Raw genomic sequence first — 26,972 nt, forward strand, 5'->3', positions numbered from 1 at the left:
TTATGTCTAAGTATAAGTGTGTTATTTTTGATTGTGACGGTGTTTTGGTAGATAGTGAGCCGATCGCTAATCAAGTGTTGGTTGAAATGGCCAATGAATATGGCGCTAATATCGATTTGGATTATGCTTTGCGAAATTTTAAAGGCACGTCCATGCAGAACTGTTATGCCCAAGTTGCGGAGTTGGCCACACAAAGATTACCAGATGATTTTATGCCAAATTTCAGGGAACGTAGTTTTGAATCCTTTAGAAAAAATATTCAACCGGTAGAGGGTGTCACTGAGGTTATTGAAAGCCTGGACATGCCATTCTGCGTGGCCTCAAGCGGACCAGAAAATAAGATTCGGCTTAATTTAGAGTTAACAGGGTTATTGCCTCATTTTGAAGGCAATATTTTCAGTTGCTTTACCATAAGAAAATGGAAGCCAGATCCCGCTGTTTTTCTCTGGGCTGCAGAAACTATGGGTTTTCATCCCAGTGAATGCTTGGTCATTGAAGACAGTATGAGTGGGGTAAATGCAGCTTTAAATGGAGGTTTTGATGTCTTTGGGTTTACAGCACATGATTATAATAACGAACTCGAAGGAAACGCCACATTAACTTTTAATGAGATGTCACAACTCTTAAAGTTGATGAAGTAAAATATTCTCCTTGTGGGAAATAGAGCCTATTCCCAAGTGTGTTTTTTCAATCCAGAGCGTTTCTCAAACCTATTTGATCTTGGTTAGTGCTGAGCCCTTATGCGCCGCAATATGATCGGTTTTGTCACTTTTAATTTCATACTGTGGCTCATCTTTGCTGGCATGATGCGTGTAGCCCTTATAATCAAAATCGGAATGGTGCACTTTTATGATTTTTCCTGAGACATGTCCAGCCTCGGAATTCCATTTGACATGATCTCCAACTTTAAAATTTGTCATAATCCTTGTGAATTAGCGATTTTTAAATATGTGTTTTTATAAGTAGTCACGGTTTTTCACGACCTAAGTCTTGATTCTAACAGCGAAAAAGTCTTTTCTAAAAGCAGTCTTATTTCTTTTCTATATGTTTTTCATTACATTTTCCGTAATCCTATCACATCTGCTAAAACCGAATTCATAAATATTGTTATCATGAGAGAGTTCAAAAAGTTTATCTTTTAGCATTTCTTTTGAACGGTGCAAACGCACTTTAACATTGGACAGTGATAAATCTAAGGCTACCGCGATTTCATTTGAACTCATGCCTTCAACCTCCTTCATCATATAAACAATTTTATACTTGGCGTCTAGGTGGTCTATCGCGTTTTCCAACACTTGTCTTGCTTCCTTTTGTATCATTTTTTCCTGCGGATTCAATTGCTTGTGATCTGGTATTTCTAAAAGGCTATCTTGCTTAACATGCTCAGCATGCTGATTAATGTGAAATAACTTTCCTTTTTCTTTTAATCTCGCCAATGCTTCGTTAATGGCAATGCGAATGAGCCATGTTGAAAATGATGCCTCCAGTTTGAATTGATAGAGCTTGGTAAATCCTTTGATATAACTGTTTTGCATGATGTCCTCGATTTCGGCTTCATCATTGAGATAGCTTCTTATAATGCGATACAGTTTTTGGTTGTTTCGTCTTACTAAAATCTCATAGAGTTCTTTTTCTCCAGAAAGAATTCGTCTGATAATTTCTGGTTCTTCTAATTTTTGTCGGTTAAAATTGTTAATATTTATGGCTTCCATCTTGACATGATTTTTGTTTTAGATAGATAAAACGATAAAAAGTTACAAAATTTTGTATCCTTTTTTATGATTTTCCATCAAAAGATGGTAACAAACTTTAAAAAACATTAAATCATGGATTCAAATGTACAGTTAGTAAGAAACATTTTGAAATACACTTTTGGTCTTGTACCAATTGTGGCAGGATTAGATAAATTCACTAATATCTTGACCAATTGGACGCAGTACCTAGGGGATGGGATGGTAGAAATCCTTCCTTTTGAGCCTTCAGTTTTTATGATGATTATTGGTGTTATTGAAATTGTAGCGGGTTTTTTAGTCCTCACAAGAACCAAGTTTGGCGCTTATCTCGTTTCAATATGGTTGGTGCTGATTGCCTTGAGTTTAATATTTAGCGGGATCTATTTAGATGTAGCCGTTAGAGATATTGTAATGGCGATAGGTGCATTTTCATTGGCTAAATTGTCAGAAAATACGATCAAAGCTAGAGTTTAAAATTCCTGGTTCTATCCGATAGCTACAATCTTACTTTGGTGGATTGGCGTATTAATGTATGGGGAGAAAATATAAAGGAAATGATTGGTTAGAGGTAAAATGTCTCGTTTCCATCTGTTTGGATTATTTCTGAAAGAGGAGTATTTAACTCTCTTCAACGACCAGTTTGAAACTAATTTCAATTTCATCTGAAACTACGACCAAACCAAACATTTTTTTAGGTGCTTCCAATTTGAAGTCTTTAATGTTCAATTTAAGTTTTCCGGAAATCAACCAATTTTCTAAATTCTGATATGTTGTTTCCATGTGATAAGATCGTGTCAAACCAGCGATTTCAATATCAATTAAAGCATCCGCCATATTTTTTTTGTGCGATTTCAAATTAATTTGTTTTAAGGTCAGAGAAATTCTAGGGTAGATGTCTGATTGTAATAACCCGTGAAAATCTTTGTTAATTCCCTTTCCTCCGCAATCAAATCCATTGTTCTCTAAAATGAGCACCGACTTTTCAAATTTGATAATATCGTGTTCTTTTTCATAATGGATCTGAATAGGTTTATTTAGGTTCTGTATTTCGTATGCGCAAGTAAAATCCTTAACATTACTAGTGCCATTGATCTGTAATTCACTTTTGGGAGTAATGCGTATGGTTTTACTGTTTTTTACAGTATTTATTTTGGAAAAAGAAACCAAAATTAGAAACGGTAAAATAAAGAGAAATCTTTTCATGGTTCTATTTATTATGCGGCTACAATATATTTAAAAAAAAACTAACCCCATTCATTTAGTGGACGACTAAATAAATGAGGTTAGCTACTATAAACACTAATTTGTTAGTTAGAAACTAATTACAGCCTCAGCCATTAGTCCGTTAAATTTACCTTCATTAAAGATGCTTCCAGGGTTGAAACCATCATATTTCTGATTCACGTATTCCGCTTTAAGAAGAATGTTTCTGGTCATAAACCAACCTGCAGCAAGTTGGAATCTTGAAATATCTACATCACTTCCACTAATATCCTCAGAGTCAACTTTGTTATAACGACCACCTACATAAAAGTTTTCTGTGTTACCAAATCTGTAAATCAACTCACCAGCATACTGTTTTGCAACTCTTTTTTCTAGCTCAGCAGAACCTTTACCTTTGGATGTTTCAAATGTTCCAAAGAACTCCAAGCCTTGATACTTGATGAAAGGGTTGATCATGATAGCAGTAATTTGATTGCTCAATCTTGGATCATAACGTCCAGATCTAAAGTTGCCTGCAGTTGTAGCAGTTGTAGGCTCAAGAACTAAATAATATCTAGAACCTGCTCTATCTGCACTGTAAAGGTATGAGTTAGCAACTTTACCTGTGTTGTAAATAGATCCTGTCAATCTCAAACGTAAATCATCGTCAAGTTGCTTGTCATAACCTAGCTTAGCTAAAAATGAAGCTCCGCCAGTATCAGGTTTGTCAACAGATTGATTCAATTTTCCGTTTGTGAAACCTACCATTCCAAGGAATCCATCTCTTTGGTAGTATACTTCAGCACCAACTTCTGTAGTAAATGCGTCCATGATCAAGTTTCCTACGAATGGATTGTACATTGCCTGGGCATTATCACTTCTTCTGAAATGTGCATCACCGTAGTTGTTTTCCATATGTCCAACTTTAATAGTAGCATATTTCATAATATCTTCCATAAAACCTGGCTTTATAAACTCAAGTTTATCAATTTGGAAATAACCTCCTTTTACATAAGGTTCCGGATGGTGACGTGAAGATAAATAAGTGCGTAAGTGCATTCTAATACCGTCATAAAGGAAAACATCCAAATCAAGGTTTGCTGTTGCTAAGTTGAAGTTAGAACCGATTTTAATCAGCTCGATGGCTCCAGAGTTTTCATGGTCAACCGCTTGAAACTGAAGCGTAGATGACCCTCCAATTCTTACTTTAACATTTTCAAAAGTAGAGATGGTGTCTTTAGGAGCCTCAAAAACATTAATGCCTCCTTTGTCTGGCTCTCTATAATTATCAATACTTCTGTTGTTTTTTTGTGCATTCATATTCACTCCTACAAGAAGTAATAATGCAATTCCTGAATTTCTGATTAATTTTTTCATTAGTGTAAGTTTAATTTTATTTCTTTTTATTTATTTAGAACGGTACTGAATGTGATCGTTATTTCATCTCCAGTGGTAATAGTACCCAAAAGAGCTTTAGGAGGAGTGATGCCAAAATCGGTCATTTTAAAGGCTTTTTTACCATTTAAGGTCACCTTGCTGGAAGATACTGCCATATCTAAATTTAGGGTCATCTTTTTGGTGACACCAGCAATGGTTAAGTTTCCAACGACTTCGGTTTTATAATTGTCATTTCCTGATGACTTAATGTCTTTCACTTCAGTAAGCTGAAAGGTGATAGATTTATGTTTGCCTGTATTTAATGCTTTGTAGGTGTTTTTGTCCATTCCACCTTTTCCGCTTTTAAGGCTTTCTGAAGTCACATCGAGAGTCAGTTTTTCAATCTTCAACTCATTTGAAGTATTCAGCACAATTTGACCTTTTTGCTGTTCGGCATCAATATCCCAATCATGTAAACTTGAAGTACCAGATACAGTAAGTTTTGAAGCTTGATTGTTCAAGTTATAAGTTTGTGAAAAAACTTGTGGCGTTGATAAAATGAACACAAACAAGAGGCTCAAAAGAGTTTTGGTGATGTTTTTAGTAGTAATCATAATAGTATGTTTTAGTATTATGATGCAAAGTTGAGGAATATATTATCCTTAGATTATGATAAATATCATGACTGGAATTTTACGAAATTCTTGTCTCCAAATTGAAGAAATGTCAGAAGAGATGGAATGGAAAGAAGAGAATCGGAGAGCTCTGGTTTGCTAGTGGTTAGGAAAGAAACTGATTTTTATTCGATATAAACAGCAGTTGAAATTAAGAAATACAGACGGATTAAAACTTAAAAAAGCCTCATCACTTTGTTTTCATGGACAAATGTCTTATTTTTAGGAGTAAATGTCTAAATCATGATTACGGAAAAACATAAAGAGAATACTGTGGATTTGACCGCTGTAAATGAGGAGATTAGGGTTTACGTCCGAAAAGTAGATAAGTCTTTAGGAATGAAGATTAAAACGGAAGAGTTTACTTATTCTGATTTCTTCGAAAATAAAATGCTGATAATTCATGCAATAAAGTATGGATTGCCTTATAAGTTATTTCGTAAAATAAGGGATATTACCCCTTTTTCAGAAGATGATTGGGCAGCATACTTGAACTTATCTAAAAAAACTTTACAGAGATATAGCAATGATCCCAATTATCTGTTTAAACCTATACATACGGAGAAAATAATAGAATTGGCAGAAGTCACGAATTTTGGTAAAGTGGTGTTTGATTCTACAAAACAATTTTATTTATGGCTTAATACCCCATCATTTGCTTTGGGTAACTTGAAACCTGCTGAACTTTTAAATGACTCTTATGGCAAAGAGCTAGTAATGGATGAATTGAACCGTATTGACCAAGGTATTTTTGCATAATGAGAGTTTTTAGGTTATCAAAGAAAAAATACTCTAAAGAACTTAATGGAAAAGGAGCTTCTAAATCAGGCAATAGATGGAACTCAAAAGGAACAGAAGTTACTTATACGGCAGAAAGCAGAGCGTTAGCCATGGCAGAAGTAGCAGTGCATTTAACTATTGCTACTTTACCAAGTGATTATGTAATGATTGAAATAGATATACCTGATGATATTCAAATAAAAGAATTGGAATTAGAAGAACTTCCAGATAATTGGAATACGCATCCACCAAATATTAGCACTCAGAAAATTGGAGATGAATTTATTGCCTCTATTGATGTTTGTGTTTTAAAAGTTCCTTCTGCCGTAGTGCAAGGAGATTATAACTATTTGATAAATCCATATCATAAAGATTTCAAAAAAATAAAAATATTAGATATAGCGCATTTTCCATTGGACAAAAGAATATTTAAATAATTGATGTGAATGGTTATAAGTGACTCTCTGCGCTTACATAATTCTTCGGAAATTCGCAGGTTTTCAGTTTTGTGTTTAATTTGAAGGATGAGAGCTTGCCCACACATATATTACCAGAAAAAACGATAAACAGGATTCGGGTTTTTTTGGATACTCAGGAAAAAACAGCATAAATCTTCTCCATCCGCGTCACCCGCCTTAAAGAACGGGCAGGTCTGCGTTCCAATAGAATCTAATCCTCAAAAACCCGCAATCTGTTTTTTGCAGCTACCAATTCACTCTGTAGATCATGAATTTTTTCCAAAAGATTCAATACCGTGTCAATGCCTTCAAAGTTGATATGTAAATCTTGATGTAAACGAACTATCGATTCCAGGTTTTTGATCTGTTTATGATGTATGAAAGGCGACTTTTCAATGGTTGTTATTTCAATTAATCCATAGTCGTTCAAACCTTGAAAAAATGAAGTTTCCACTTTATAATAGGTGCATAAGGTTTCTATTGGGATGTAAGTTTCTGTACTCATGATTTTAAATTTTTAAGTTCATTGAACAGTTCTATCTCTTTATCAGAAAGTTTCGTTGGCATTTGAATGTCGTAGGTAATATAAAGATCACCAAAATGCCCTTCCTTCTTATAAACTGGGAAACCTTTTCCTGTCAACTTCACTTTAGTGCCGTTTTGGGTTTCAGGTTTTATATTTAACTTCACTTTGCCGTCAAACGTATCCACTGTAATTTCACCTCCTAAAATAGCCGTATACAGGTCAATAGTTTCGTTGACAAATAAATCTGATCCATCGCGTTTAAATTTTGTACTGTTGCTAATATTGAATTGAATCAACAAATCGCCGTGTGGACCTCCATTGGCGCCGGGTCCACCTTTGCCTGTAATCTTGATGACCTGACCGTTTTCAACCCCCGCAGGAATGGTCAATCTTATATTTTTACCATTAACGGTCAGGACTCTTTTATGGGTTACAAATACATCTCTAAGATCTAATTGTAATTCTGCATTAAAATCTTGTCCTCTAAATCCTGCTGATCTGCCGCGACCTCTTGAGGCACCTCCACCTCCAAACATCGATTCAAAAAAATCGGAGAAATCACCTTCTGAGAAATTGCCGCCACCAAAACCACCTGCTCCTTGTTGCTGATATTGTCTTTGAGATTGTTGTTGGCGTTGCGCTTGATCATAAGCTTCGCCATGTTGCCAATCTTTTCCATACTTATCATATTTTTTTCGCTTTTCAGGATCGCTCAATACTTCATTGGCTTCATTGATTTCCTTGAATTTATGTTCGGCAGTTTTATCATTCGGATTGACGTCTGGATGATGTTTTCGTGCCAATTTGCGATATGCTTTTTTGATCTCTGCGGTTGTGGCAGATTTATTAAGGCCCAATACTTTGTAATAGTCTATAAATGCCATGTGTTGCTATTCTATTTTAAGAGATTTGAGTTTTGCACTATTTAATTTGAATGGTTTTTTTGTTCCAACTTTTCGGTTAGTTCGTTTATTGTAATATAAGACCTAAACTCCTATTAACATCGGCTAAGTCATAATATTTTGTTTCCTAAATTTACGAAAATCTTTAAACAATCTCATCAAATCTCTTATTTTTGCGTCTATGCACAATACACTTCAAGAATACATTCCGCATCAGGCAATTCCTGATGTGATAGAACTTTTAAATCATGATAATTTAGTCGTTAAAATCAAGAACGAACGCAAAACTCGTCATGGAGATTATCGAAAATTACCAAATAACAAGCACCAAATTACCATCAATTCAAATTTGAACCACTATCGGTTTTTGGTGACATTAATTCATGAGATTGCTCATTTTGAAGCTTATAAAAGCTATGGGAGATATATAAAACCACATGGAAAAGAATGGAAACATACCTTTCAGAAATTGATGTTGCCCTTTCTGAATCCAAGCATATTTCCTAATGAATTATTGCCGCTTCTGGCAAAACATTTTAAGAATCCTAAGGCGAGTAGTGATACCGACGTAAAATTGGCATTGGCCTTAAAACAATTTGATCCACCAAACGATAAAACTTATATTTTTGAAGTGCCATTGGGAAGTGAATTTAGACTTTATAATGGCCGTGTTTTTAGAAAAGGCGTTAAAAGACGTACACGTCATGAAGGTGTAGAAGTTGCATCAGGAAAGTTGTATCTTTTCAATCCGAATGCTGAGGTGGAACTTATTCCTGCGAAGGCAGGAATCTTATGATTTAAATGTAATTTTGGAGGAAATTTCAATTTTTTTTTCATCTCGAGAATCGCTTTAGTTTAAGTAGAGTTTCAAATATGCGTTTACAATCCCGTGTTTTTGGGACTACAATCACAGGAGTAAATAATAAAAAATATAAATAATGAATAGTAATTACTACGCCATATTGATGGCAGGAGGAGTAGGATCACGATTTTGGCCAGTGAGCACCCAAGGTTTTCCAAAGCAATTCCATGATATGTTGGGAACTGGCGATACGCTCATTCAAAAAACCTTTAACCGACTTGCACAGTTGATTCCCAAAGAGAATATTTTCATTCTGACCAATGCTATTTATGAAGATTTGGTGTTTCAGCAATTACCTACAATTACCAAAAGACAAGTGTTGCTGGAGCCTGCCATGCGCAATACGGCACCATGTATTTTATATGCCTCATTAAAGATTCAAAAAGAAAACCCAGATGCTGTAATGATTGTGGCACCTAGTGATCATTGGATTGAGGACGAAGCTAAATTCGCCCAAAACGTACAACAAGCTTTTGATTTTTGTGAAACCAATGACGCACTAATGACCCTTGGCATTCAGCCCACCTTCCCAAATACCGGTTTTGGGTATATTGAATATGACCAATCTTCAAATGAAGCCATAAAACCTGTTCAGCAGTTTAGGGAAAAACCCGATTACGAAACCGCAAAATCCTTTATCAAGCAAGGGAATTTTTTATGGAATGCTGGGATTTTTATGTGGAGTGTCAAAAGTGTTGTGAAGGCATTTCAGTTTCATCAACCTCAATTGTTTGAGCTGTTTGAAAAAGGAATCGCGATTTATAATACAGATGATGAAGATCTTTTTATAGCAGAAAACTATGGAAAATCAGAAAACATTTCAGTCGATTATGCCATTATGGAGGCCTCCAAAAATGTCTATGTTCTGCCCGCCGAATTTGATTGGAACGACTTGGGAACCTGGGGAAGTTTATACGATAAACTTGAGAAAGACCAAGACCATAACGCAGTGGTCAATGCACGAACATTGACTGAGGACGCCTCGGGAAATATGATCATGACGAAAGACAATAAAATCGTGGTTGTGGACGGCCTCAAAGATTATATTATTGTAGACAAAGACGAAGTTTTGCTTATATTTCCGAAGTCAAAAGAACAAGACATCAAGCAGACTCTGCAAAAGGTCAAAGATAAGTTTGGAGAAAATTATGGATAACGAACAAGAAAACAAATTCAATTTTTCTGAAGAAGAAACAGCGAGTCGGCAAGATAAGGCTGTAGAAGCGTCAAAAGAGGCTGTAAAGAAAGAAGCCAAAGGCCTGTGGGAAAGTATTAAAACATTCTTTAGTGATCTGTTGGATTTCCGTGAAGATACCGATAGAGATGCGACTGTGGCAGCCATTCAAGGCGACATCCCGTTTAAAGGTGCGACGGCTTGGATTCTCATCTGTTCAATTTTTGTGGCGTCTATTGGATTGAATGCCAACTCTGCGGCGGTAGTGATTGGTGCCATGTTAATTTCTCCATTAATGGGCCCGATTTTAGGGGTTGGTCTTTCTATTGCCATTAATGATATTGATACCTTAAAACGATCTTTGATCAATTTGGTCATTATGATTGTATTGAGTTTGGCAACGGCCTTTCTATTCTTTAAATTCTTCCCGCTAAGTGAAGATACATCTGAATTGTTAGGGCGTGTAAAACCAGATATTCGTGACGTACTGATTGCCTTTTTTGGTGGTTTGGCCTTGATTATTGCCCGAACCAAAAAAGGTACCATCGCTTCAGTAATCTTTGGTGTGGCCATTGCCACTGCATTGATGCCGCCTTTGTGTACAGCAGGGTATGGCTTGGCAAAAGGTAACATGGAATACTTTTCAGGAGCCATGTACTTGTTCACTATCAATACTATTTTTATAGCCTTGGCAACGTTTATCGTGGTAAAAATCTTGGGTTTTCCAATGCTTAAATATGCCAATTCAGCAAAGAGAAAACGGATCTCCAGAATTGCAACGGCGGTTGCCGTGATTGTAATGATTCCGGCAATATTTACGTTTATTGACGTCTGGGGGCAGAGCAAATTTGAGAATGGCGCCCAAGCATTTATTAATAAGGAGCTTGATCAACTGCCACATCCTGATTTTATGAAAGCAAATGCGATAGCTACTTATTCTACTACAAAAGGAGAACCGTCTACTTTGGAATTGAATACTTTTGGATTGGATCAAATTCCTGAGAATACTATCTCCGTTCTTAGAGGTCGATTGAATGATTATCCTGCTCTTGCAAATACAAGACTGATCATTAATCAAAATCGTTCTAAAAATTTAGATAACATTAGATACATGTCGCAATTGCGTTTCCGTGATTCTTTAGATTTATTATCTCAAGCAGAAAAGATTACGTTTCTTGAGGACCGGGTGAGAAGATTGGGAAAATACGAAGCCCTACAAATTCCTTTTGTAGAATTGACCAAAGAGGTTAAAATTAACTATGAGGATATTGAACGATTATCATATTCGAGTGTGATATCATCCAATTTTGAAAAGTTGGACACCATTGCAGAATTTACTGTAAAATGGAATGATAAGGTAAAAGACGCTGTTATTGATAAAGAGCAGGAAAAGTTGAAACGTTGGCTCAAACAAAAATACAAATTGGATACTTTGGTTGTGAGACGTCAATAAGATTTACGATGGTTGTTGATTGAGGTTGGAAGACAGATGAAGAAACAGTTATGAGTTCAGAGTTATGAGTTTTGCGTTTGAGAGTGACGGATGACGGGTGACGGATGACTTAAAGCGGATGACTGGGTTCAGAGTTTAGGGTTTAGGATGGAATTCTATCTGAACCATATTGCTGAGCACTTCCAACTGAAGGCTGCCTACTGAGCACTGCTAACTGAAGACTGCCTACTGAAACCTACTGATCTTCATCCAAATACATCTTTTGTACCCGTTTGAATAAATCTGAGGAATAAACAAAATCCGTAACGGCTTCGTTATCAGTCTTAAATATGTTTTTATTTGACCCTTCCCATTCTTTAAGGCCGTCTTTTAAAAAGATGATTTTTTCGCCAATTTCCATAACGGAATTCATGTCGTGGGTGTTGATAATTGTGGTAATATCGTATTCGTGCGTAATTTCTTGAATCAAGTTATCGATAACCGTGGCCGTTCTAGGGTCCAATCCGGAATTGGGTTCATCACAAAATAAATATCTAGGTTGATTGACAATAGCTCTGGCAATAGCTACACGCTTTTGCATTCCGCCAGAAGCTTCACTTGGTAGTTTATTGTGAGCATCATCAAGGTTGACTCTTTTCAGGACGAGATCTACCCGATCATTCATTTCACTTTTGCTTTGTTTTGTAAACATTCGCAACGGGAATTTGACGTTCTCGGCAATGGTCATGGAGTCAAAAAGTGCACTTCCTTGAAATACCATCCCCATTTTTGATCTTAGGTCACTTTTTTCGTCGGGAGTTAAATCTGAATAATCTGTGCCATCATAAATAATGGAGCCTTGATCAGGAGTGAATAAACCTAATAATGTTTTAAGAAAAACGGTCTTTCCGGAGCCACTTTGTCCAATGACCAGGTTGGTTTTTCCTTTTTCAAACTTGGTACTGATGCCTTTTAGAATTTCGGAATCACCAAAAGATTTATGGATATTGTTGACTTCAATCATTAGCTTAACATCATTTGGGTTAATATATAGTTGAGTAGAATAATTGCCACACTCGTCCAGACGAAAGAGGTGGTACTTGCTTTACCAACTTCCAAAGCGCCACCTTTCATATAGTAGCCATAATAGGATGGAATAGTTGCCAATAAAAAAGCAAAAACGAAAGTCTTAATAAATGCATAGGTCATATGAAACGGAATAAAGTCCATTTGGATACCCGCGATATAATCATCTAAAGAAACAAATCCTCCAATAACAGAAGCGGCCAATCCCCCAAGAATTCCTAAAAACATAGCAATAGAAATTAAAAACGGATATAACATCAGTGCAACAAATTTAGGAAACACCAAGTAGTTTATGGCATTGATTCCCATCACTTCTAAGGCATCAATTTGCTCGGTAACGCGCATGGTTCCGATACTTGAGGTGATAAAAGACCCAACCTTTCCTGCCATAATAATGGAAATGAAGGTTGGTGCAAACTCTAAAATGACCGACTGTCGAGTGGCAAATCCTACCAAGGTTTTTGGAATGAGTGGACTGGTCATGTTCAACGCCGTTTGGATGGTTACAACACCTCCAACAAAAAATGCGATAAAAGCGACAATCCCGAGAGAATTAATGATTAAATCATCAATATCCTTAAAAATTAAATGCCGCATAACCGACCATTTGGTAGGTTTGCGGAACATTTCTTTTATCATCAAAAAATATTGACCAATATTATGTAGGTAGCTCATATGATATTTTGTTACTGCTAAAGTAAAGAAAACTGTGACTTATTTAACCTCATTTTAAATTTTTCATTCTTTAAAAAGCTGTATTTTTGATATTTATATCCAACTTTATTATTATGAAAAATTTAATTACCAGTATTCTTCTCGCGATGTTTTTTGTATCCACCTTTCAAGCACAACAAGCGAATTCCAAAAACAAGACCAACAAAGATAATACTATTCAAACGCAACCAAAATTAATTGTTGGCATTGTTGTAGACCAAATGCGTTATGATTATTTGACCCGTTTTTACGATAAATATGGCGATGGTGGTTTTAAACGTATGATGAATGAAGGATTCAATTGTAAAAATCATCATTTTGACTATGTGCCCACCTATACAGGTCCAGGTCATGCTTCTGTGTATACCGGAACTCCTCCAAAATATCATGGCATTATAGGCAATGATTGGTACGATAAAGAAATCAAATCATCTGTATACTGCGCTGGTGATGCTAGTGTACAATCTATTGGTACAACACATGCCGCTGGTAAGATGTCGCCACACCGAATGAAAACGACAACTTTTGCTGATGAAAATCGATTATTTACGCAAATGCGAGGAAAGACCATTGGAATCGCACTTAAAGATAGAGGCGCAATTCTTCCTGCCGGCCATACCGCAAATGCAGCCTATTGGTTCCATGGCGCAGATGAAGGACGCTGGATTTCAAGTACATTTTATATGACTGAATTACCAAAATGGGTTCAAGATTTCAATAATTCCAATCAAGCAAACTCCTATTTTAAAGAATGGAATACCTTATATGATATATCAACCTATACCGAAAGTGCTCCTGATGACAACACGTTTGAAGGCGGATTTAAAGGTAAGGAGACCGCAACCTTTCCTTACGACTTGATGGCATTGAAAGACAAGAACGGCGGATTTGAAATTCTTAAAGCAACGCCTTATGGTAATAATTTGACAACTGACTTTGCATTGGCTGCTATTGACGGTGAAGGCTTGGGGAAAGATGAATTTACAGATGTTTTGGCGATAAGTTACTCAAGTCCAGATTATGTAGGACATAATTTTGGGGTAAGTTCTAAAGAAGTCCAAGATACTTATTTGCGTCTTGATAAAGACCTGGAGCGATTGTTCAAGGGCTTGGATGCTAAGGTTGGAAAAGGAAATTACACGGTTTTCTTAACGGCAGATCATGCGGCTGTTGAAGTGCCATCTTACTTGAAAAGTTTAAAGATTCCTGCAGGTTATGTTGACAACAAAACATTCAGGGAAAAAGTCCGTGCCTTTTTAAATACAGCATATAAAGCCGATGACCTTGTAGAAAACATCAGTAATAATCAGATTTTCTTAAATAGGACGAAATTATATGAAATGGGTCTAAAGCTTGAAGACGTTCAGCAAGCCATCATCAATGAAATCATCACCTACGAACATATCGATAAGGCATATACGGGAGTGTCAATGACGCAAACCTCCTTTACTACAGGAATTGAAGGATTGATCCAAAACGGATACAACCAAAGACGATCAGGAGATGTTATTTATGTTTTTGACCCTGCCTTTCTATCTTATAGTTTAACGGGGTCCTCTCATGGGTCTTCATTCAACTATGATACACACGTGCCCCTTTTGCTTTTCGGAAACGGGATAAAACACGGTCAGACTTTGAAAAAAACGCATATCACCGATATTGCTCCAACCATGTCTGCAATTTTGGGGATTAGCTTCCCAAATGCTGCCACCGGTCAACCTTTAGAATTTGTTTTAGAGTAGTCCATTGAGTAAAAGAAATCTATATAGTCTAATTGCCATCCTGCTTGTTTTAGGAGTTTATGGCTATGAGTATTTTTTAAAGGAAGAAGAATCTTCCGGTTATATAAAGGAAGGCTCTCGTATCAAATCTGATACGAGAGCCTTCTTTTTGCCTATAAGTACAACCGGACAAGTGATACATCATCAAGGCTACTCACTTTCATATAGTGAGCCTCATGAACAGGCCGAATGGGTGGCGTATGAACTAAATAAGTCACATCTTGGAAGATCCAACTTCAAGCGGCCTTATTTTGAAATTGATCACGCTGTCAAAACTGGTGCCGCAAGTTGGCGGAATTATAAGAACTCGGGATATGATCGCGGGCATTTGATTCCCGCGGGAGATAGAACCTACGATAAGGAAGCCTATGATGAAACTTTTCTGACCAGTAATATCAGTCCGCAAGACCGCGATTTCAACGCTGGGATTTGGAATACATTAGAACAACAAGTTCGTTATTGGGCAAAGAAATATGATGGTGTTTTTGTGGTGACCGGTGGTGTCCTCAAAGGCAATCTGAAAACGATAGGAAACGAAAAAGTTGCAGTTCCAGAACTGTTTTATAAGATTATTTATGATCCCGATAATCAAAAGATGATCGCTTTTGTGATGCCGAATAAAGATTCGAAAGAACCTTTATATAATTTTGTGGTGTCTGTGGATTCGGTCGAAGTACTTACTGGAATTGATTTTTTCCCAGAACTTGAAGATGAACTCGAAGATAAATTGGAAGCTATGGACAGTTATAGGAACTGGGGTTTAAATTGATGAAATAGGTTCAAGATTCAAGATTCAAGATCCAAGAACCTAGATTCTAGACTCCAGGATATAAAAAGATTTCATCTCCAATGCCATCCCAAGTCTTGATTCCCGCCTTCAAAAAATTTACGGACGGGCAGGCTTGATTATAAAAGCGCAGCGGTCTTGATTCTTTTTTTTAATAATTTAGATTCAATCGAACGACACTTAGTCTTTCATGCCGTCCAAAGTCTTGATTCTAAAAGCGCAGCGGTCTTGATTCTTATTTAAAATCTCACTCCCGATAAATCTCCAAAAACTCTCGATCCGCTCGATTTTCATAAAGCTCTAGCAATTTTTTCTTGCCGTTTTCACCTAATTTCTGTCGTAAGTTTGGGTTGGCAATCAATCGTTTTAATTCGGTTTTAAACTCTTCTTTTGTTTCATAGAGTAACCCACATTCTGCGCTTTCAATAAGTTCTTGTTGTGCTTTACATTTTGTGGCCAAAATTGGAATTTCGCCATACATATACTGAAATAACTTATTGGCAACGCCAGAATCGTGTTGGGCATTGACTTGAAATGGTGCCAAGCCAATGGTTATTTTTTTAAGATAGGCGGGAAGGTATTTTACATCTGCCCAAGGAATATAGGTGAGATGGTCTTTTAAAATTGGGTGGTCAATATAACTCTGAAATAGGGTTTTATCTGCTTTATCTGTCGGACCGATAATGAGGGTGTGGAATTGATTTCCTTCTTCTAAAAGTTCAATCATCCATGGCAAAATGTCCATAATTCCCCGACGTTTGGCGACGACGCCAAAATAAAATAGGGTGGGTAGTTTAGAATCAAATTCAACGTCATAGTCATTTTTTTCAAAGGTCTGAAAACTTTCAAAATCGGGCATATTGGGATGCACATAAATGGATTCCGACTTTAGAAATGCAAATCTCTCAAGCAGATTTTGCTTAAAAGAAGTGCTCAATACGATAACACGGTCAGCATAATTTAAATACTCGCCCTCTTTTTTATACCATTTTTGTGGTTGAACCACATATTTTCGCCAGCCTTTAACGGCCCATTCATATGAGTTTATGGCTGCAGGATAGTTTTCGTGCAAATCTAAGGTGAGAGGGATATTTCGCGTTGATTTTTGAATGCCTTTCTTAGCAGCTTTGGCTAAATATAAATCATGGACATGAAGCGCATCTAAATTATTATTTGTGATGAATTGGGTGATGTTATTTTTCCATAGCCGTTCATAAAACTTGAAATTCGTACTTAATAACACAAATAAATCTCTAAGTTTCCTATGGATCCGGACTCTATTTACTGTTAAATCAGGATAGGTTTTATAAGTATTTTTGAAATCAAAACAGAGTACAAAAATGGTATGGCCTTCATCTTGAAGTAAACGGATTTCCTTTTGAACACGATGGTCATGATCAAACTCATTGTCTACAACAACGCCAATGTTCATTTTAATACTGATAAACTATCGCATTGATATGCATTCCACCGCCCACGCTGGCAAACATAATGATGTCGCCTTTGGAGAGGGAATGGTTTTCTAATTTGTTATTTCTGACCAAATCAAATAAGGTAGGAATGGTGGCTACAGAACTGTTTCCCAATTCCTGAATGCTCATCGGCATAATTCCCTCAGGGATTTCAGTGTTATAAAGTTTGTAGAAACGCTTTAATATAGCTTCATCCATTTTTTCGTTGGCCTGATGTATGAATATTTTTTTAACCTCTTTAATGTCCCTGCCGCTTTTATCCAAACAGGTCTTCATTGCCAAAGGCACATTATTTAATGCAAATTCATAGATTTTTCGGCCGTCCATTTTAAGGTAACGCGTATCAGCACACAAATCCTTATTATTTGAACTTCCAAAATACAAATAATAGGCTTCATCATAAGTGAAACTTCCAGTTTCGTGGGCTAAAATACCACCTTCTTCATCTGTCTCCTGGACGATTGTTGCACCAGCACCATCACTATAAATCATGGAGTCACGATCGTGCTTGTCCACCACTCTGGAAAGTGTTTCAGATCCAATAACCAAACATTTTTTGGCAATCCCTGCCTTTATAAAAGCATTGGCCTGTATGACGCCTTCAATCCATCCTGGACAGCCAAAGAGGATATCATAGGCGACGCATTTCGAGCTTTTAATTCGTAAACTGTGTTTCACACGTGATGCTAAACAGGGTAAAACATCGGTTTGGATGGTATTGTGTTTGACGTCGCCAAAGTTATGGGCCATGATGATATAATCTAATTCTTCAGGATCAATCTTGGCATCAGCAATAGCCTTTTCAGCTGCGAAAAAAGCAAGGTCCGAAGAGGTTAAATGGTCAAAGGCATAACGGCGTTCATCAATACCAGTAATCGCTTTGAATTTTTCAATGATTACCGAATTGGGATGTGGCAAACTGGAGCCATCGGCATTTAGAAAATGGTGTTGCCCGAAACTTTCATTTTTCTCAATGCTAGTTGGTATGTAGCTACCAGTGCCTGTAATCTTTATTGCCATTTTATTTGAAGTTTTATTCAATTGACTAATGTACTTAATATTCGTTTTGTTTGTCGTTAAATGTATCCTTTATTAGGAATTTTTGCCAAATTATCAAAAATATGGCAAGTGCAAATAAAAATCAATAAAAAAGCGCTCAAATAATTTTTAAATGAACGCTTTAGGTACTGATTTAAATGACTTAAAAATTAAGCATCCATGTATTCTTCAATAGGTGCACAGGTACAAATGAGGTTCCTGTCGCCATAAGCATCGTCTACACGTCTTACGGACGGCCAAAACTTATTGTCTCTGATATAATCCAATGGATATGCCGCCGCTTCTCTTGAGTATGGGAAATCCCACTGATCTGAAGTAAGCATTGCTAACGTATGTGGAGCGTTTTTAAGCACATTATTTGGATCATCTTTTGAGGCATTGTCAATTTCTTTTCTGATAGAAATCATGGCATCACAAAAACGATCCATTTCGTCCTTGCTTTCACTTTCGGTTGGTTCAATCATCAACGTTCCTGCAACTGGGAAGGATACGGTTGGTGCGTGGAATCCATAGTCCATCAAGCGTTTGGCAATGTCGCTAACTTCAATGCCATTGTCTTTGAAAGGTCGGCAATCCACAATCATTTCGTGGGCTGCGCGTCCGCGTTCTCCAGAATATAAAGTATCAAACTGTCCTTGCAAACGCTGTTTGATATAGTTGGCATTTAAAATGGCTGTTTGGGTCGCTTTGGTCAATCCTTCAGCACCTAACATCTTGATATATCCATAAGAGATCAAGCACACCAATGAAGAACCAAAAGGCGCTCCAGAAATAGCCGTGATGGCTTTTTCTCCACCAGTTTTGATGATTGGATTTCCTGGTAAAAAAGGTACCAACTGCTCTGCAACACAAATAGGACCAACACCCGGACCACCACCTCCATGGGGAATGGCAAAGGTTTTGTGCAAATTGAGATGACAAACGTCTGCGCCAATGTTTCCTGGATTGGTCAATCCAACTTGTGCATTCATGTTGGCGCCATCCATATAGACCTGACCGCCATTATCATGAATAATTTGAGTGATTTCCTTAATGGCAGATTCATAAACGCCGTGGGTTGATGGATAAGTCACCATCAAGCAGGATAAATTATCTTTATGCTTAAGCGCTTTTTCGCGTAAATCGTCAACGTCAATATTGCCTTCTTCTGTAGATTTGGTCACAACCACTTTCATTCCTGCCATCACTGCACTTGCAGGATTCGTACCATGTGCAGAAGATGGTATCAAACAAATGTTACGATGGCCTTCATTGCGGGATTCGTGATATGCTTTGATTACCATTAAACCTGCAAACTCACCTTGCGCACCAGAATTTGGTTGTAAAGATGTGCCAGCAAAACCTGTGATTTCAGTCAGTTGGTCTTCCAAAGCTTTTAAAACGATGTGATAGCCTTCTGCTTGTTCAACTGGGCAGAACGGATGGATCGTGCCCCAATTTGGCCAACTCAATGGCAGCATTTCTGCGGCAGCATTAAGTTTCATTGTACAAGAACCCAATGGGATCATGGAATGATTTAGTGATAAATCTTTACGCTCCAACATTTTGATATAGCGCATCAACTCTGTTTCAGAATGGTGCTTATTGAACACCTCCATGGTCATAAACTCCGACTGACGCTGTAAGTTCTTGTCAATATTATTGGCATCCTCAATTTTTGTTAGGACCACCGTATCTTTTTGAATATTTTCAGCGAAAATCGCGATGATTTCGTTGGCATCCTTTAAAGAGGTCGTTTCATTGATGGAAATCGTTACGGTATCTGCATTTGGATAGTTGAAATTCACTTCGTGACGTTCCGCTATTTTTTTGATTTTATCACCATTCGCTTCAATGTTTATCGTATCAAAGAATGATGTGTTCTTTTGGGTGTAGCCCAATTGACTCAATGCTTTTGCGACGCTTGAAGCCGTGTTATGAACTCTAGAGGCAATAAAGTTTAGACCTTTAGGACCGTGATAAACAGCGTACATGGCTGCCATAACAGCCAATAATACTTGTGCGGTACAAATATTAGACGTCGCTCTATCGCGTTTAATGTGTTGCTCACGGGTCTGTAATGCCATACGCAAGGCTCTATTCCCATTCATATCCTTGGTCACCCCAATAATACGTCCTGGCAAATCGCGTTTGTATTCATCCTTGGTTGCAAAATAGGCGGCATGTGGACCTCCATATCCCATTGGGATTCCGAAGCGCTGGGTGGTTCCAACAACTACGTCGGCGCCAAATTTACCTGGAGCTTCCAATTTCACCAAACTTAAAATATCCGCAGCAACTGCTACTTTTATCTGATTCGCATTTGCTTTTTCAATGAACGATTTGATATCGCTTACCAACCCGTCTTTTCCTGGATACTGTAAGATAGCACCGAAAAACTCTGATGAAAAATCAAATTCAGCTTCATTTCCAACTACCAATTCAATGCCAATAGGTGCAGACCTGGTTTGCAATAAAGACAAGGTTTGAGGTAAAATCGCATCAGAAACAAAAAACTTATTGACGTCATCTTTCTTTTGATCACGCTCACGAACAGCAAACAACAAGCTCATAGCTTCTGCGGCGGCCGTACTTTCGTCAAGTAAAGAAGCATTGGCAATTTCCATCCCGGTCAAGTCGGTCACCATGGTTTGGAAATTTAAAAGCGCTTCCAATCTCCCTTGTGCAATTTCAGCTTGATAAGGTGTATAGGCGGTATACCAACCCGGATTTTCCAGAACGTTCCGCTGAATAACCGCAGGAACGATGGTAGGGTGATAGCCTAAACCAATATAGGATTTAAAAATTTTATTCTTTTTTGAAAGTTCATGAATATGATTGTTGTATTCATACTCAGACATTGGTGCATCAAGGTTCAATCCTTTTTTTAATCGGATATTATCTGGAACTGTTTCATAGATCAATTGATCCATACTATCGGCTCCAATGGCTTTGAGCATTAGATTTTGGTCATTTTCGTCTGGACCAATATGGCGAAGAGCAAAACTGTTTGTATTCATTAATATAGGTGTTGTGTTAGATTCCCGACTGTGCATGAAAGTCAATTTATTAAACGCTAAACTCTTTGGAATTAGGCGTTTTTTGCAACCGCGAATTTACGGAAATATTGGCCATTTTTCGTTAAGGAAAACTAAAGTTTTTAACCAATTGAACGTCTTATTAACACAATGCTTATTTTTGTAAGATGAAGAGGTTAAAGCCTTTGTTTGATTTTTATATCAATAGTAGCATTCACGTAGCATTGGCTGTGTTTTCCATGACTTATGTGACGCTGTTGGAACTCAATTTACCAATAGATTGGCCCTTGTTTTTATTTGTCTTCTTCTCTACAATTACAGGTTATAATTTTGTGAAGTATTTTGGAATGGTAAAGTTTCATCATCGGCGGTTGGCAAGATGGTTGAAAGTTATTCAGATATTTTCATTGATTTGTTTTCTTTTGATGCTCTGGTTTTTATTCCAATTAAAGCCAAAAACCATTATCTATATCGGGGTTTTTGGAGTGGTTACATTTTTGTATGCCATTCCTTTTTTGCCGAAACGATATTTTATGAACCGACAAAATAACCTAAGGAACATAGGTGGTTTGAAAGTGTATGTGATTGCTCTGGTTTGGGCTGGAGTTACGGTTTTGCTTCCCATATTTGATGAAAATGACGTAATTACTACGGATGCTTGGATCATGACCATTCAACGTTTTTTGTTGGTTATGCTGTTAATGTTGCCGTTTGAAATAAGAGATTTAAAATATGACAGTTTGAAGTTGGCTACGGTTCCTCAAAAAATAGGGGTCAAGAACACGAAGGTGATGGGAGTTTTGGTGGGCATCGTCTTTTTTGTTTTAGAATTTTTAAAAGACGAATTGAGCCTAAAACTGATTGCGTTAACCTTGGCTATTGCCTTGATAACCCTGCTTTTTATAGTGTTCGCCACTAAAAAAAGGAGCGATTATTACAGTTCTTTTTGGGTAGAAAGCGTGCCGATACTTTGGCTGATCTTACATTTGGTTTTTTAACTGCTCGTTTAAACGGTCTTCCATAAGTTTACGTTCGTTGTGCTCCAAGCATTCCAAGTTGGAAGATTTCAAGGTTTTTGTCAATTTACAGTTACGGTTGACATAGACTCTTGTGGTGCTGCACCAAAGATATCTAAATCTCAGTTTGAACTTTTCCCCTAGAGTCGATTCCTGATATTGTGATTTGTCACAAATATGAAATGCCTCTTCTTTTGAAATTAAAAATAATTTTAACATTGCTATGATTTAAACCAGTGTTTCTCCATGCATTCCGCCAAAGCTGTACGTGCACGATGAATAATGACCCATAAGTTAGACGCAGTGATGTTTAGTTCATTACAAATAGCTTCAGTTTCATAATTTAAAATTGTTTTCATTTTGAATACGGTGGCTTGTCGTTCAGAGAGTTTGTCCATGCAATCGTAAATGGCATTGCCAAGCTCGGTGTTTTCAAGAGTTTCCTGAGCATTTAAATAGCCTTCATCTTCCACGCGCTCTTCCAGCCAATCGCCTTCATTTTCATCAGTATTATACGTCATTCGGACTTCAGCCTGACCTTTCCTGGAATTTATTTTCCGATAATAATCGATGATTTTTCTCTTTAAGATAGAAATAAGCCAAGTCCGTTCGCTCGCTTCGCCTTTGAAATTTTTCATGGACTTTAAGCCGGCAAAAAAAGTATCCTGGATGATGTCTTTAGCAATTTCGCGGTCATTGACCCTGCTGATCGTGTAATTAAAGAGATAATCCGAATAAAGTTCAATCCACCTACTGGGGTTGATGTGATGATTTGACATCTGTTTTATAGCAATTTACATCAAAATTAAGTAAATAATTCCTATTATTTGATCAAATTAACTAAAGCGTTTTCGATGTTTTAATTTTTGAGATTGATTCGCTAATGATTCGGTACCAATAAAAAAACACCATTAAATCCTGCGATAGTTTTTGAATGGTGTTTTGATGATTATAATTGAAATCGATTATCTTTCTAGAAGTCCCGCACGTTTCAATAGCGCATCAGGTTGAGGTTCTTTTCCTCTAAAGCGCTTGTACAGTACCATGGGGTCTTCAATGCCACCTTGTGAAAGGACATGCTCCATGAATTTTGTGGCAACTTCTTTGTTGAAAATGCCTTTTTCCTTAAAGAATTCAAAAGCATCGGCATCCAGAACTTCAGCCCATTTATAACTGTAATATCCCGACGAATAGCCGCCTTGAAAAATATGGGAAAATGAGGTGCTCATGCAGTTTTCTTTCACATCTGGAAATAATTGACTGCCTTCAAAAGCTTTTAATTCATGCGCTTTTACATCGGTTATTGATGTTGGATCAATCCCGTGCCAGCTCATGTCCAAAAGTCCAAAACTCAATTGACGCAAGGTTTGCATCCCTTCATGAAAAGCAGCAGAATCCTTTATTTTTTGAACCAAATCCATTGGGATCAATTCACCGGTTTGGTAATGGGTGGCAAACAGTTCCAAAGCCTCTTTTTCATAACACCAATTCTCAAATATTTGACTTGGCAATTCCACGAAGTCCCAGAACACACTGGTGCCCGATAAACTTGGATAAGTCGTGTTTGCCAACATGCCGTGAAGAGCATGACCAAATTCATGGAATAAGGTTGTGACTTCATTAAAAGTCAATAATGACGGTTTGGTTTTGGTCGGTTTTGTGAAATTACAGACGATGGAAATGTGTGGACGTTCATGTTTATCACCTTTTACGAATTGAGGTTTGTAGCTAGTCATCCAAGCACCGTTGCGTTTTCCTGCTCTTGGAAAAAAGTCGGCGTAAAAAATGGCAACCAATTCGCCGTTGGCGTCGGTTACTTTATAGGTTAAAACGTCTTTGTGATATTTATCGATGGTCGTGATTTCTTCAAAGGCCAATCCGAATAATTTTTGCGCGACCTTAAAAGACCCATCAATAACATTTTCAAGCTTAAAATACGGTTTTAGCTTTTCATCATCCAAATCAAAACGTTCTTGTTTTAACTTTTCCGCGTAATATGCCGAATCCCATTTTTCCAATTGGTCAATGCCATCCAAAGTATGAGCAAACTCCTGAAGTTCTTTAAATTCCCGCAGTGCCGCTGGTTTTGCTTTGACTAAAAGTTCTTCTAAAAAATCTTCGACTTTTTGTGGTGTTTTGGCCATTCGTTCCTCAAGTACAAAATGCGCATGGGTTTTATAACCTAAAAGCTGGGCGCGTTCAAAGCGTAATTTTGCAATCTGCAACACATTATTTTGGTTGTCCAAGGCATCACCTTTAAATGCTTTCTTTCCTGCGGCAATGGCTAACTTTTTTCTGAGCGCTCTATTGTCTGCATAAGTCATGAAAGGGATATAGCTTGGGTAATCCAAAGTAAATAACCAGCCTTCTTTGTCTTTGCTTTCTGCCAATTGCTTAGCAGCTTCCAAAACGCCTTCTGGCAATCCGGAAAGTTCGTCTTCATTGCTGACCAACATCTCAAAGTTATTGGTTTCTGCCAAAACGTTTTCGCCAAAGGTCAGTTTTAGCTGGCTCAATTGTTTGTCAATGGCTCTAAGTTCTTGCTTTTTATCATCGGAAAGATTGGCGCCATTCCGTGCAAAACTCTTATATTTTTTGTCCAAAAGCGTGTGCTGCTCCGTAGTCAGTTCTAAAGTGTCCTTCCGATCGTAAACAGCTTTGACCTTTTTGAACAACGCCTCGTTCAGAGTTATATCATTGCCGAATTCAGTGATCAAAGGAGAGACTTCTTGGGCAATTTTTTGAATGATGTCGCTGGTTTCTGCAGAATTGAGATTAAAAAAAATATTCGAAATCCGATCTAATTGTTGACCAGTAAATTCTAATGCTTCAATTGTATTTTCAAAGGACGGTTCCTCATCCGTATTTGTTATAGCATCAATTTCCAATTTCGCGCTGTCAATTGCAGCCTTGAAAGCGGGCAGATAATCAGTGTCCTTTATTTTTGAAAAAGGTGCCGTATTGTAAGGAGTGTTGAAATGAGTGTCTAAGATATTCATAGAATGAAAGATTCGATTTTTAAAATGTGTTGTGCGATTTATCCTGCTAAATTATTGTGATTCTGATAATTAACTTATTTTTATCATAGATTTATCCGTTATATATTTACCTTTGTTTAGCAATTGTAAATAAGTTTAGATAAAGACCCTTTTATAGTTGATTAATAGCATGAGATCCCTGGCACTTGTCGGGGGTTTTCTATTTTAAGTCTTGAGAAGAAGCAATAACTTGAGCTTTTAAGTCTTCCTTGTAGGCAATTATTGTTTTCTGAACCTGAGCGTCCGAACTTCCTATAATTTGAGCTGCCAGAATGCCGGCATTTTTTGCGCCATTTAAGGCTACTGTAGCAACTGGAACACCGCCAGGCATTTGAAGAATGGAAAGAATGGAATCCCAACCATCAATAGAATTGGTGCTTTTTACAGGAACACCTATTACCGGTAGTGGCGATAACGAAGCAATCATTCCTGGAAGATGCGCAGCGCCTCCAGCACCTGCAATGATTACTGAAAATCCGCGTGTATGGGCGTTTTTTCCATAATCAAATAATTTTTCTGGAGTCCTGTGGGCTGATACAATATCAACTTCAACTTCAATATTAAACTGTTTTAAAATGTCAATAGCGTCTTGCATGACTGGAAGGTCGCTTTTGCTTCCCATGATGATTCCTATTTTGCTCATAATTTTATAAACTATAAATATTTATGTTCTCGGTTAAGAGGAAGAAAGATTATTGATTTGTAAAGTATTTACTGGCTAATAACTTTTATTAAATTCTTCGCATCCTCCGCAACTTGTCGCGCTTCATTCAAATCTTCATTGACAATCGTTACATGGCCCATCTTTCGGAATGGTCTGGTCTGTTTTTTACCATAGATATGAGGTGTCACACCATCCATAGCCATGATAGCTTCAATGTTTTCATAAATCACATCGCCAGAATGGCCTTCGGCACCCACCAAATTGACCATCACGGCTGCAACTTTATTATCTGTTCTTCCTAAAGGTAAATCTAGGATGGCTCTTAAATGTTGCTCAAATTGAGAGGTGTAGCTGGATTCAATAGTATGATGTCCGGAGTTGTGTGGTCTGGGGGCAACTTCATTTACAAGAATCTCGTCATCTTGAGTTTGAAACATTTCTACCGCTAACAAACCAACATGATTAAAGGATTTTGAAACTTTTAAAGCGATGTCTTGTGCTTTATGGGCGATTTTAGTGCCAATTCTTGCGGGACAAATGACATACTCTACTTGATTGGCTTCTGGATGAAATTCCATCTCTACAACCGGATAGGTTTTTACTTCTCCTTTTACATTCCTACTAACAATAACCGCAAGTTCATTTTTAAATGGAATCAAGGTTTCTGCAATACACTCACCGTCTTGAAGGTCTTTTAAGTCGGCTTTACTTCGCACTATTTTCACCCCGTTACCATCATATCCAAACTGTGCGGCTTTCCAAACAAAAGGTAAATGAAGTCCGCCATTGTCAATAGCATCTTCAATTTGCGAGAGGTAGGCAAAACGTGTGAAAGTGGCCGTTGGAATGTTGTTGTCCACATAAAACAACTTTTGAGTGGCCTTATTTTGAATGATTTTTAAAGTTTTTGACGACGGAAATACTTTAACGCCTTGTTTTTCTAAAGTTTCTAGAGCATTGGCATTAACATTTTCGATTTCAATGGTGAGCACATCTACATTTTTTCCAAAATTGACCACCGTATCATAATCCATTAAATCACCTTGGGTAAATTCATTGCAGGCAATTTTAGACGGCGCTTCATCACTGGGGTCAAGGACACAGGTGTAAATATCGAATTTGCGTGTTTCTGTAAGCAGCATTTTGCCCAATTGGCCTCCACCAAGTATACCGAGTTTAAAGTTTGACGAAAAATAATTCATGTTTAAGGTTCTTAC

27 protein-coding genes are annotated in these 26,972 nt (G+C 37.4%); 10 read left to right on the forward strand and 17 right to left on the reverse strand.

The genetic code is table 11. The annotated features are described in order from the left end of the window. Window positions 1-2 precede the first annotated feature (2 nt). Window positions 3-641, forward strand: a complete 639-nt coding sequence (locus ESZ48_RS17565; RefSeq protein ID WP_129018811.1) for an HAD family hydrolase — start codon at window positions 3-5, stop codon at window positions 639-641. A 69-nt stretch (window positions 642-710) separates the two neighbouring features. Here the strand turns inward: ESZ48_RS17565 and ESZ48_RS17570 are convergent, their stop codons facing one another. Both ESZ48_RS17570 and ESZ48_RS17575 read right to left on the reverse strand, forming a co-directional pair. Next, the gene (locus tag ESZ48_RS17570; RefSeq protein WP_129018812.1) at window positions 711-920 is read right to left on the reverse strand and encodes a hypervirulence associated TUDOR domain-containing protein; all 210 of its coding nucleotides are present in this window, start codon (window positions 918-920) and stop codon (window positions 711-713) included. Between the two features lie 120 nt (window positions 921-1,040). Further along, window positions 1,041-1,712: an RNA polymerase sigma factor gene (locus tag ESZ48_RS17575; protein ID WP_129018813.1), complete on the reverse strand. Its 672-nt coding sequence runs from the start codon at window positions 1,710-1,712 to the stop codon at window positions 1,041-1,043. A gap of 114 nt (window positions 1,713-1,826) precedes the next feature. Here ESZ48_RS17575 and ESZ48_RS17580 point away from each other — a divergent pair, with 114 nt between their 5' ends. After that, on the forward strand, window positions 1,827-2,207 hold the full coding sequence (locus tag ESZ48_RS17580) for a hypothetical protein (RefSeq protein ID WP_129018814.1): 381 nt from the start codon (window positions 1,827-1,829) through the stop codon (window positions 2,205-2,207). A 144-nt stretch (window positions 2,208-2,351) separates the two neighbouring features. Here the strand turns inward: ESZ48_RS17580 and ESZ48_RS17585 are convergent, their stop codons facing one another. From ESZ48_RS17585 to ESZ48_RS17595, 3 genes are all read right to left on the reverse strand, one after another. Continuing rightward, window positions 2,352-2,936, reverse strand: a complete 585-nt coding sequence (locus tag ESZ48_RS17585; RefSeq protein ID WP_129018815.1) for a YceI family protein — start codon at window positions 2,934-2,936, stop codon at window positions 2,352-2,354. Window positions 2,937-3,044: 108 nt separating this feature from the next. Continuing rightward, window positions 3,045-4,313, reverse strand: coding sequence for a hypothetical protein (locus ESZ48_RS17590; RefSeq protein WP_129018816.1), 1,269 nt, complete (start codon window positions 4,311-4,313; stop codon window positions 3,045-3,047). Window positions 4,314-4,339: 26 nt separating this feature from the next. Continuing rightward, complete coding sequence (locus ESZ48_RS17595; protein WP_129018817.1) at window positions 4,340-4,927, reverse strand: YceI family protein; 588 nt, start codon at window positions 4,925-4,927, stop codon at window positions 4,340-4,342. A 303-nt stretch (window positions 4,928-5,230) separates the two neighbouring features. Here ESZ48_RS17595 and parS point away from each other — a divergent pair, with 303 nt between their 5' ends. Continuing rightward, window positions 5,231-5,746 carry a type II RES/Xre toxin-antitoxin system antitoxin gene (gene parS / locus ESZ48_RS17600; protein WP_129018818.1) on the forward strand — a complete coding sequence of 172 codons (516 nt, stop codon included), beginning with the start codon at window positions 5,231-5,233 and terminating at the stop codon, window positions 5,744-5,746. Beyond that, window positions 5,746-6,204 carry an RES family NAD+ phosphorylase gene (locus tag ESZ48_RS17605; RefSeq protein ID WP_129018819.1) on the forward strand — a complete coding sequence of 153 codons (459 nt, stop codon included), beginning with the start codon at window positions 5,746-5,748 and terminating at the stop codon, window positions 6,202-6,204. The genes parS and ESZ48_RS17605 overlap by 1 nt, the downstream gene beginning before the upstream one ends. 232 nt (window positions 6,205-6,436) lie before the next feature. Here ESZ48_RS17605 and ESZ48_RS17610 read toward each other — a convergent pair whose 3' ends face one another. Next, complete coding sequence (locus tag ESZ48_RS17610; RefSeq protein ID WP_129018820.1) at window positions 6,437-6,730, reverse strand: chaperone modulator CbpM; 294 nt, start codon at window positions 6,728-6,730, stop codon at window positions 6,437-6,439. Continuing rightward, window positions 6,727-7,635: a DnaJ C-terminal domain-containing protein gene (locus tag ESZ48_RS17615; RefSeq protein ID WP_129018821.1), complete on the reverse strand. Its 909-nt coding sequence runs from the start codon at window positions 7,633-7,635 to the stop codon at window positions 6,727-6,729. Before ESZ48_RS17615 ends, ESZ48_RS17610 begins: the two co-directional genes overlap by 4 nt. A 199-nt stretch (window positions 7,636-7,834) precedes the next feature. On the opposite strand from ESZ48_RS17615, the gene ESZ48_RS17620 reads away from it, so the two are divergent. From ESZ48_RS17620 to ESZ48_RS17630, 3 genes are all read left to right on the forward strand, one after another. Further along, the gene (locus ESZ48_RS17620; RefSeq protein WP_129018822.1) at window positions 7,835-8,449 is read left to right on the forward strand and encodes a SprT-like domain-containing protein; all 615 of its coding nucleotides are present in this window, start codon (window positions 7,835-7,837) and stop codon (window positions 8,447-8,449) included. Between the two features lie 142 nt (window positions 8,450-8,591). Beyond that, window positions 8,592-9,671 carry a mannose-1-phosphate guanylyltransferase gene (locus ESZ48_RS17625; RefSeq protein ID WP_129018823.1) on the forward strand — a complete coding sequence of 360 codons (1,080 nt, stop codon included), beginning with the start codon at window positions 8,592-8,594 and terminating at the stop codon, window positions 9,669-9,671. Continuing rightward, entirely contained in the window at window positions 9,664-11,142 is a 1,479-nt protein-coding gene (locus ESZ48_RS17630) for a DUF389 domain-containing protein (RefSeq protein WP_129018824.1), read from the forward strand. The genes ESZ48_RS17625 and ESZ48_RS17630 overlap by 8 nt, the downstream gene beginning before the upstream one ends. A gap of 235 nt (window positions 11,143-11,377) precedes the next feature. Here ESZ48_RS17630 and ESZ48_RS17635 read toward each other — a convergent pair whose 3' ends face one another. Beyond that, window positions 11,378-12,145: an ABC transporter ATP-binding protein gene (locus ESZ48_RS17635; RefSeq protein ID WP_129018825.1), complete on the reverse strand. Its 768-nt coding sequence runs from the start codon at window positions 12,143-12,145 to the stop codon at window positions 11,378-11,380. Further along, window positions 12,145-12,882: an MlaE family ABC transporter permease gene (locus tag ESZ48_RS17640; RefSeq protein ID WP_129018826.1), complete on the reverse strand. Its 738-nt coding sequence runs from the start codon at window positions 12,880-12,882 to the stop codon at window positions 12,145-12,147. Before ESZ48_RS17640 ends, ESZ48_RS17635 begins: the two co-directional genes overlap by 1 nt. A gap of 113 nt (window positions 12,883-12,995) precedes the next feature. Here ESZ48_RS17640 and pafA point away from each other — a divergent pair, with 113 nt between their 5' ends. Both pafA and ESZ48_RS17650 read left to right on the forward strand, forming a co-directional pair. Next, window positions 12,996-14,663: an alkaline phosphatase PafA gene (pafA, locus tag ESZ48_RS17645; protein ID WP_129018827.1), complete on the forward strand. Its 1,668-nt coding sequence runs from the start codon at window positions 12,996-12,998 to the stop codon at window positions 14,661-14,663. A 4-nt stretch (window positions 14,664-14,667) separates the two neighbouring features. Continuing rightward, entirely contained in the window at window positions 14,668-15,471 is an 804-nt protein-coding gene (locus tag ESZ48_RS17650; RefSeq protein WP_129018828.1) for a DNA/RNA non-specific endonuclease, read from the forward strand. Between the two features lie 265 nt (window positions 15,472-15,736). On the opposite strand, the gene ESZ48_RS17655 is transcribed toward ESZ48_RS17650, so the two are convergent. The 3 genes from ESZ48_RS17655 to gcvP all read right to left on the reverse strand — a co-directional run bounded on the left by ESZ48_RS17655 (window position 15,737) and on the right by gcvP (window position 21,019). Next, entirely contained in the window at window positions 15,737-16,921 is a 1,185-nt protein-coding gene (locus tag ESZ48_RS17655) for a glycosyltransferase family 4 protein (RefSeq protein ID WP_129018829.1), read from the reverse strand. Between the two features lies 1 nt (window position 16,922). Beyond that, window positions 16,923-17,981, reverse strand: coding sequence for a 3-oxoacyl-ACP synthase III family protein (locus ESZ48_RS17660; RefSeq protein WP_129018830.1), 1,059 nt, complete (start codon window positions 17,979-17,981; stop codon window positions 16,923-16,925). Window positions 17,982-18,169: 188 nt separating this feature from the next. After that, complete coding sequence (gene gcvP, locus ESZ48_RS17665; RefSeq protein WP_223266498.1) at window positions 18,170-21,019, reverse strand: aminomethyl-transferring glycine dehydrogenase; 2,850 nt, start codon at window positions 21,017-21,019, stop codon at window positions 18,170-18,172. Between the two features lie 185 nt (window positions 21,020-21,204). Between gcvP and ESZ48_RS17670 the strand changes: the two genes are divergently transcribed. Next, complete coding sequence (locus tag ESZ48_RS17670) at window positions 21,205-22,035, forward strand: UbiA prenyltransferase family protein (protein WP_129018832.1); 831 nt, start codon at window positions 21,205-21,207, stop codon at window positions 22,033-22,035. On the opposite strand, the gene ESZ48_RS17675 is transcribed toward ESZ48_RS17670, so the two are convergent. The 5 genes from ESZ48_RS17675 to ESZ48_RS17695 all read right to left on the reverse strand — a co-directional run bounded on the left by ESZ48_RS17675 (window position 22,018) and on the right by ESZ48_RS17695 (window position 26,957). After that, window positions 22,018-22,272: a hypothetical protein gene (locus tag ESZ48_RS17675; RefSeq protein WP_129018833.1), complete on the reverse strand. Its 255-nt coding sequence runs from the start codon at window positions 22,270-22,272 to the stop codon at window positions 22,018-22,020. The two genes, ESZ48_RS17670 and ESZ48_RS17675, sit on opposite strands and share 18 nt — an antisense overlap. 2 nt (window positions 22,273-22,274) lie before the next feature. Next, entirely contained in the window at window positions 22,275-22,832 is a 558-nt protein-coding gene (locus ESZ48_RS17680) for a sigma-70 family RNA polymerase sigma factor (RefSeq protein WP_129018834.1), read from the reverse strand. 186 nt (window positions 22,833-23,018) lie between these two features. After that, complete coding sequence (locus tag ESZ48_RS17685) at window positions 23,019-25,052, reverse strand: M3 family metallopeptidase (RefSeq protein WP_129018835.1); 2,034 nt, start codon at window positions 25,050-25,052, stop codon at window positions 23,019-23,021. Between the two features lie 199 nt (window positions 25,053-25,251). Further along, window positions 25,252-25,734 (reverse strand): 5-(carboxyamino)imidazole ribonucleotide mutase, encoded by a 483-nt coding sequence (gene purE, locus ESZ48_RS17690; RefSeq protein WP_129018836.1) that lies wholly within the window; start codon window positions 25,732-25,734, stop codon window positions 25,252-25,254. Window positions 25,735-25,802: 68 nt separating this feature from the next. Then, window positions 25,803-26,957 (reverse strand): 5-(carboxyamino)imidazole ribonucleotide synthase, encoded by a 1,155-nt coding sequence (locus ESZ48_RS17695; protein ID WP_129018837.1) that lies wholly within the window; start codon window positions 26,955-26,957, stop codon window positions 25,803-25,805. Between the last annotated feature and the right edge of the window lie 15 nt (window positions 26,958-26,972).

The sequence above is a fragment of the Gelidibacter gilvus genome (genome assembly GCF_004115975.1).
GTDB classification, from domain to species: Bacteria; Bacteroidota; Bacteroidia; order Flavobacteriales; family Flavobacteriaceae; genus Gelidibacter; species Gelidibacter gilvus.

Excerpts from the sequence above, each read along its gene's own strand:
- purE (WP_129018836.1), bottom strand. The coding sequence starts at position 25,734 with ATGAGCAAAATAGGAATCATCATGGGAAGCAAAAGCGACCTTCCAGTC.
- ESZ48_RS17675 (WP_129018833.1), bottom strand. The coding sequence starts at position 22,272 with ATGTTAAAATTATTTTTAATTTCAAAAGAAGAGGCATTTCATATTTGT.
- gcvP (WP_223266498.1), bottom strand. The coding sequence starts at position 21,019 with ATGAATACAAACAGTTTTGCTCTTCGCCATATTGGTCCAGACGAAAAT.
- ESZ48_RS17640 (WP_129018826.1), bottom strand. The coding sequence starts at position 12,882 with ATGAGCTACCTACATAATATTGGTCAATATTTTTTGATGATAAAAGAA.
- ESZ48_RS17680 (WP_129018834.1), bottom strand. The coding sequence starts at position 22,832 with ATGTCAAATCATCACATCAACCCCAGTAGGTGGATTGAACTTTATTCG.
- ESZ48_RS17625 (WP_129018823.1), top strand. The coding sequence starts at position 8,592 with ATGAATAGTAATTACTACGCCATATTGATGGCAGGAGGAGTAGGATCA.
- ESZ48_RS17580 (WP_129018814.1), top strand. The coding sequence starts at position 1,827 with ATGGATTCAAATGTACAGTTAGTAAGAAACATTTTGAAATACACTTTT.
- ESZ48_RS17605 (WP_129018819.1), top strand. The coding sequence starts at position 5,746 with ATGAGAGTTTTTAGGTTATCAAAGAAAAAATACTCTAAAGAACTTAAT.
- ESZ48_RS17615 (WP_129018821.1), bottom strand. The coding sequence starts at position 7,635 with ATGGCATTTATAGACTATTACAAAGTATTGGGCCTTAATAAATCTGCC.
- ESZ48_RS17655 (WP_129018829.1), bottom strand. The coding sequence starts at position 16,921 with ATGAACATTGGCGTTGTTGTAGACAATGAGTTTGATCATGACCATCGT.
- ESZ48_RS17695 (WP_129018837.1), bottom strand. The coding sequence starts at position 26,957 with ATGAATTATTTTTCGTCAAACTTTAAACTCGGTATACTTGGTGGAGGC.
- parS (WP_129018818.1), top strand. The coding sequence starts at position 5,231 with ATGATTACGGAAAAACATAAAGAGAATACTGTGGATTTGACCGCTGTA.
- ESZ48_RS17585 (WP_129018815.1), bottom strand. The coding sequence starts at position 2,936 with ATGAAAAGATTTCTCTTTATTTTACCGTTTCTAATTTTGGTTTCTTTT.
- ESZ48_RS17595 (WP_129018817.1), bottom strand. The coding sequence starts at position 4,927 with ATGATTACTACTAAAAACATCACCAAAACTCTTTTGAGCCTCTTGTTT.
- ESZ48_RS17610 (WP_129018820.1), bottom strand. The coding sequence starts at position 6,730 with ATGAGTACAGAAACTTACATCCCAATAGAAACCTTATGCACCTATTAT.
- ESZ48_RS17635 (WP_129018825.1), bottom strand. The coding sequence starts at position 12,145 with ATGATTGAAGTCAACAATATCCATAAATCTTTTGGTGATTCCGAAATT.
- pafA (WP_129018827.1), top strand. The coding sequence starts at position 12,996 with ATGAAAAATTTAATTACCAGTATTCTTCTCGCGATGTTTTTTGTATCC.
- ESZ48_RS17590 (WP_129018816.1), bottom strand. The coding sequence starts at position 4,313 with ATGAAAAAATTAATCAGAAATTCAGGAATTGCATTATTACTTCTTGTA.
- ESZ48_RS17565 (WP_129018811.1), top strand. The coding sequence starts at position 3 with ATGTCTAAGTATAAGTGTGTTATTTTTGATTGTGACGGTGTTTTGGTA.
- ESZ48_RS17570 (WP_129018812.1), bottom strand. The coding sequence starts at position 920 with ATGACAAATTTTAAAGTTGGAGATCATGTCAAATGGAATTCCGAGGCT.
- ESZ48_RS17660 (WP_129018830.1), bottom strand. The coding sequence starts at position 17,981 with ATGGCAATAAAGATTACAGGCACTGGTAGCTACATACCAACTAGCATT.
- ESZ48_RS17685 (WP_129018835.1), bottom strand. The coding sequence starts at position 25,052 with ATGAATATCTTAGACACTCATTTCAACACTCCTTACAATACGGCACCT.
- ESZ48_RS17670 (WP_129018832.1), top strand. The coding sequence starts at position 21,205 with ATGAAGAGGTTAAAGCCTTTGTTTGATTTTTATATCAATAGTAGCATT.
- ESZ48_RS17620 (WP_129018822.1), top strand. The coding sequence starts at position 7,835 with ATGCACAATACACTTCAAGAATACATTCCGCATCAGGCAATTCCTGAT.
- ESZ48_RS17575 (WP_129018813.1), bottom strand. The coding sequence starts at position 1,712 with ATGGAAGCCATAAATATTAACAATTTTAACCGACAAAAATTAGAAGAA.
- ESZ48_RS17630 (WP_129018824.1), top strand. The coding sequence starts at position 9,664 with ATGGATAACGAACAAGAAAACAAATTCAATTTTTCTGAAGAAGAAACA.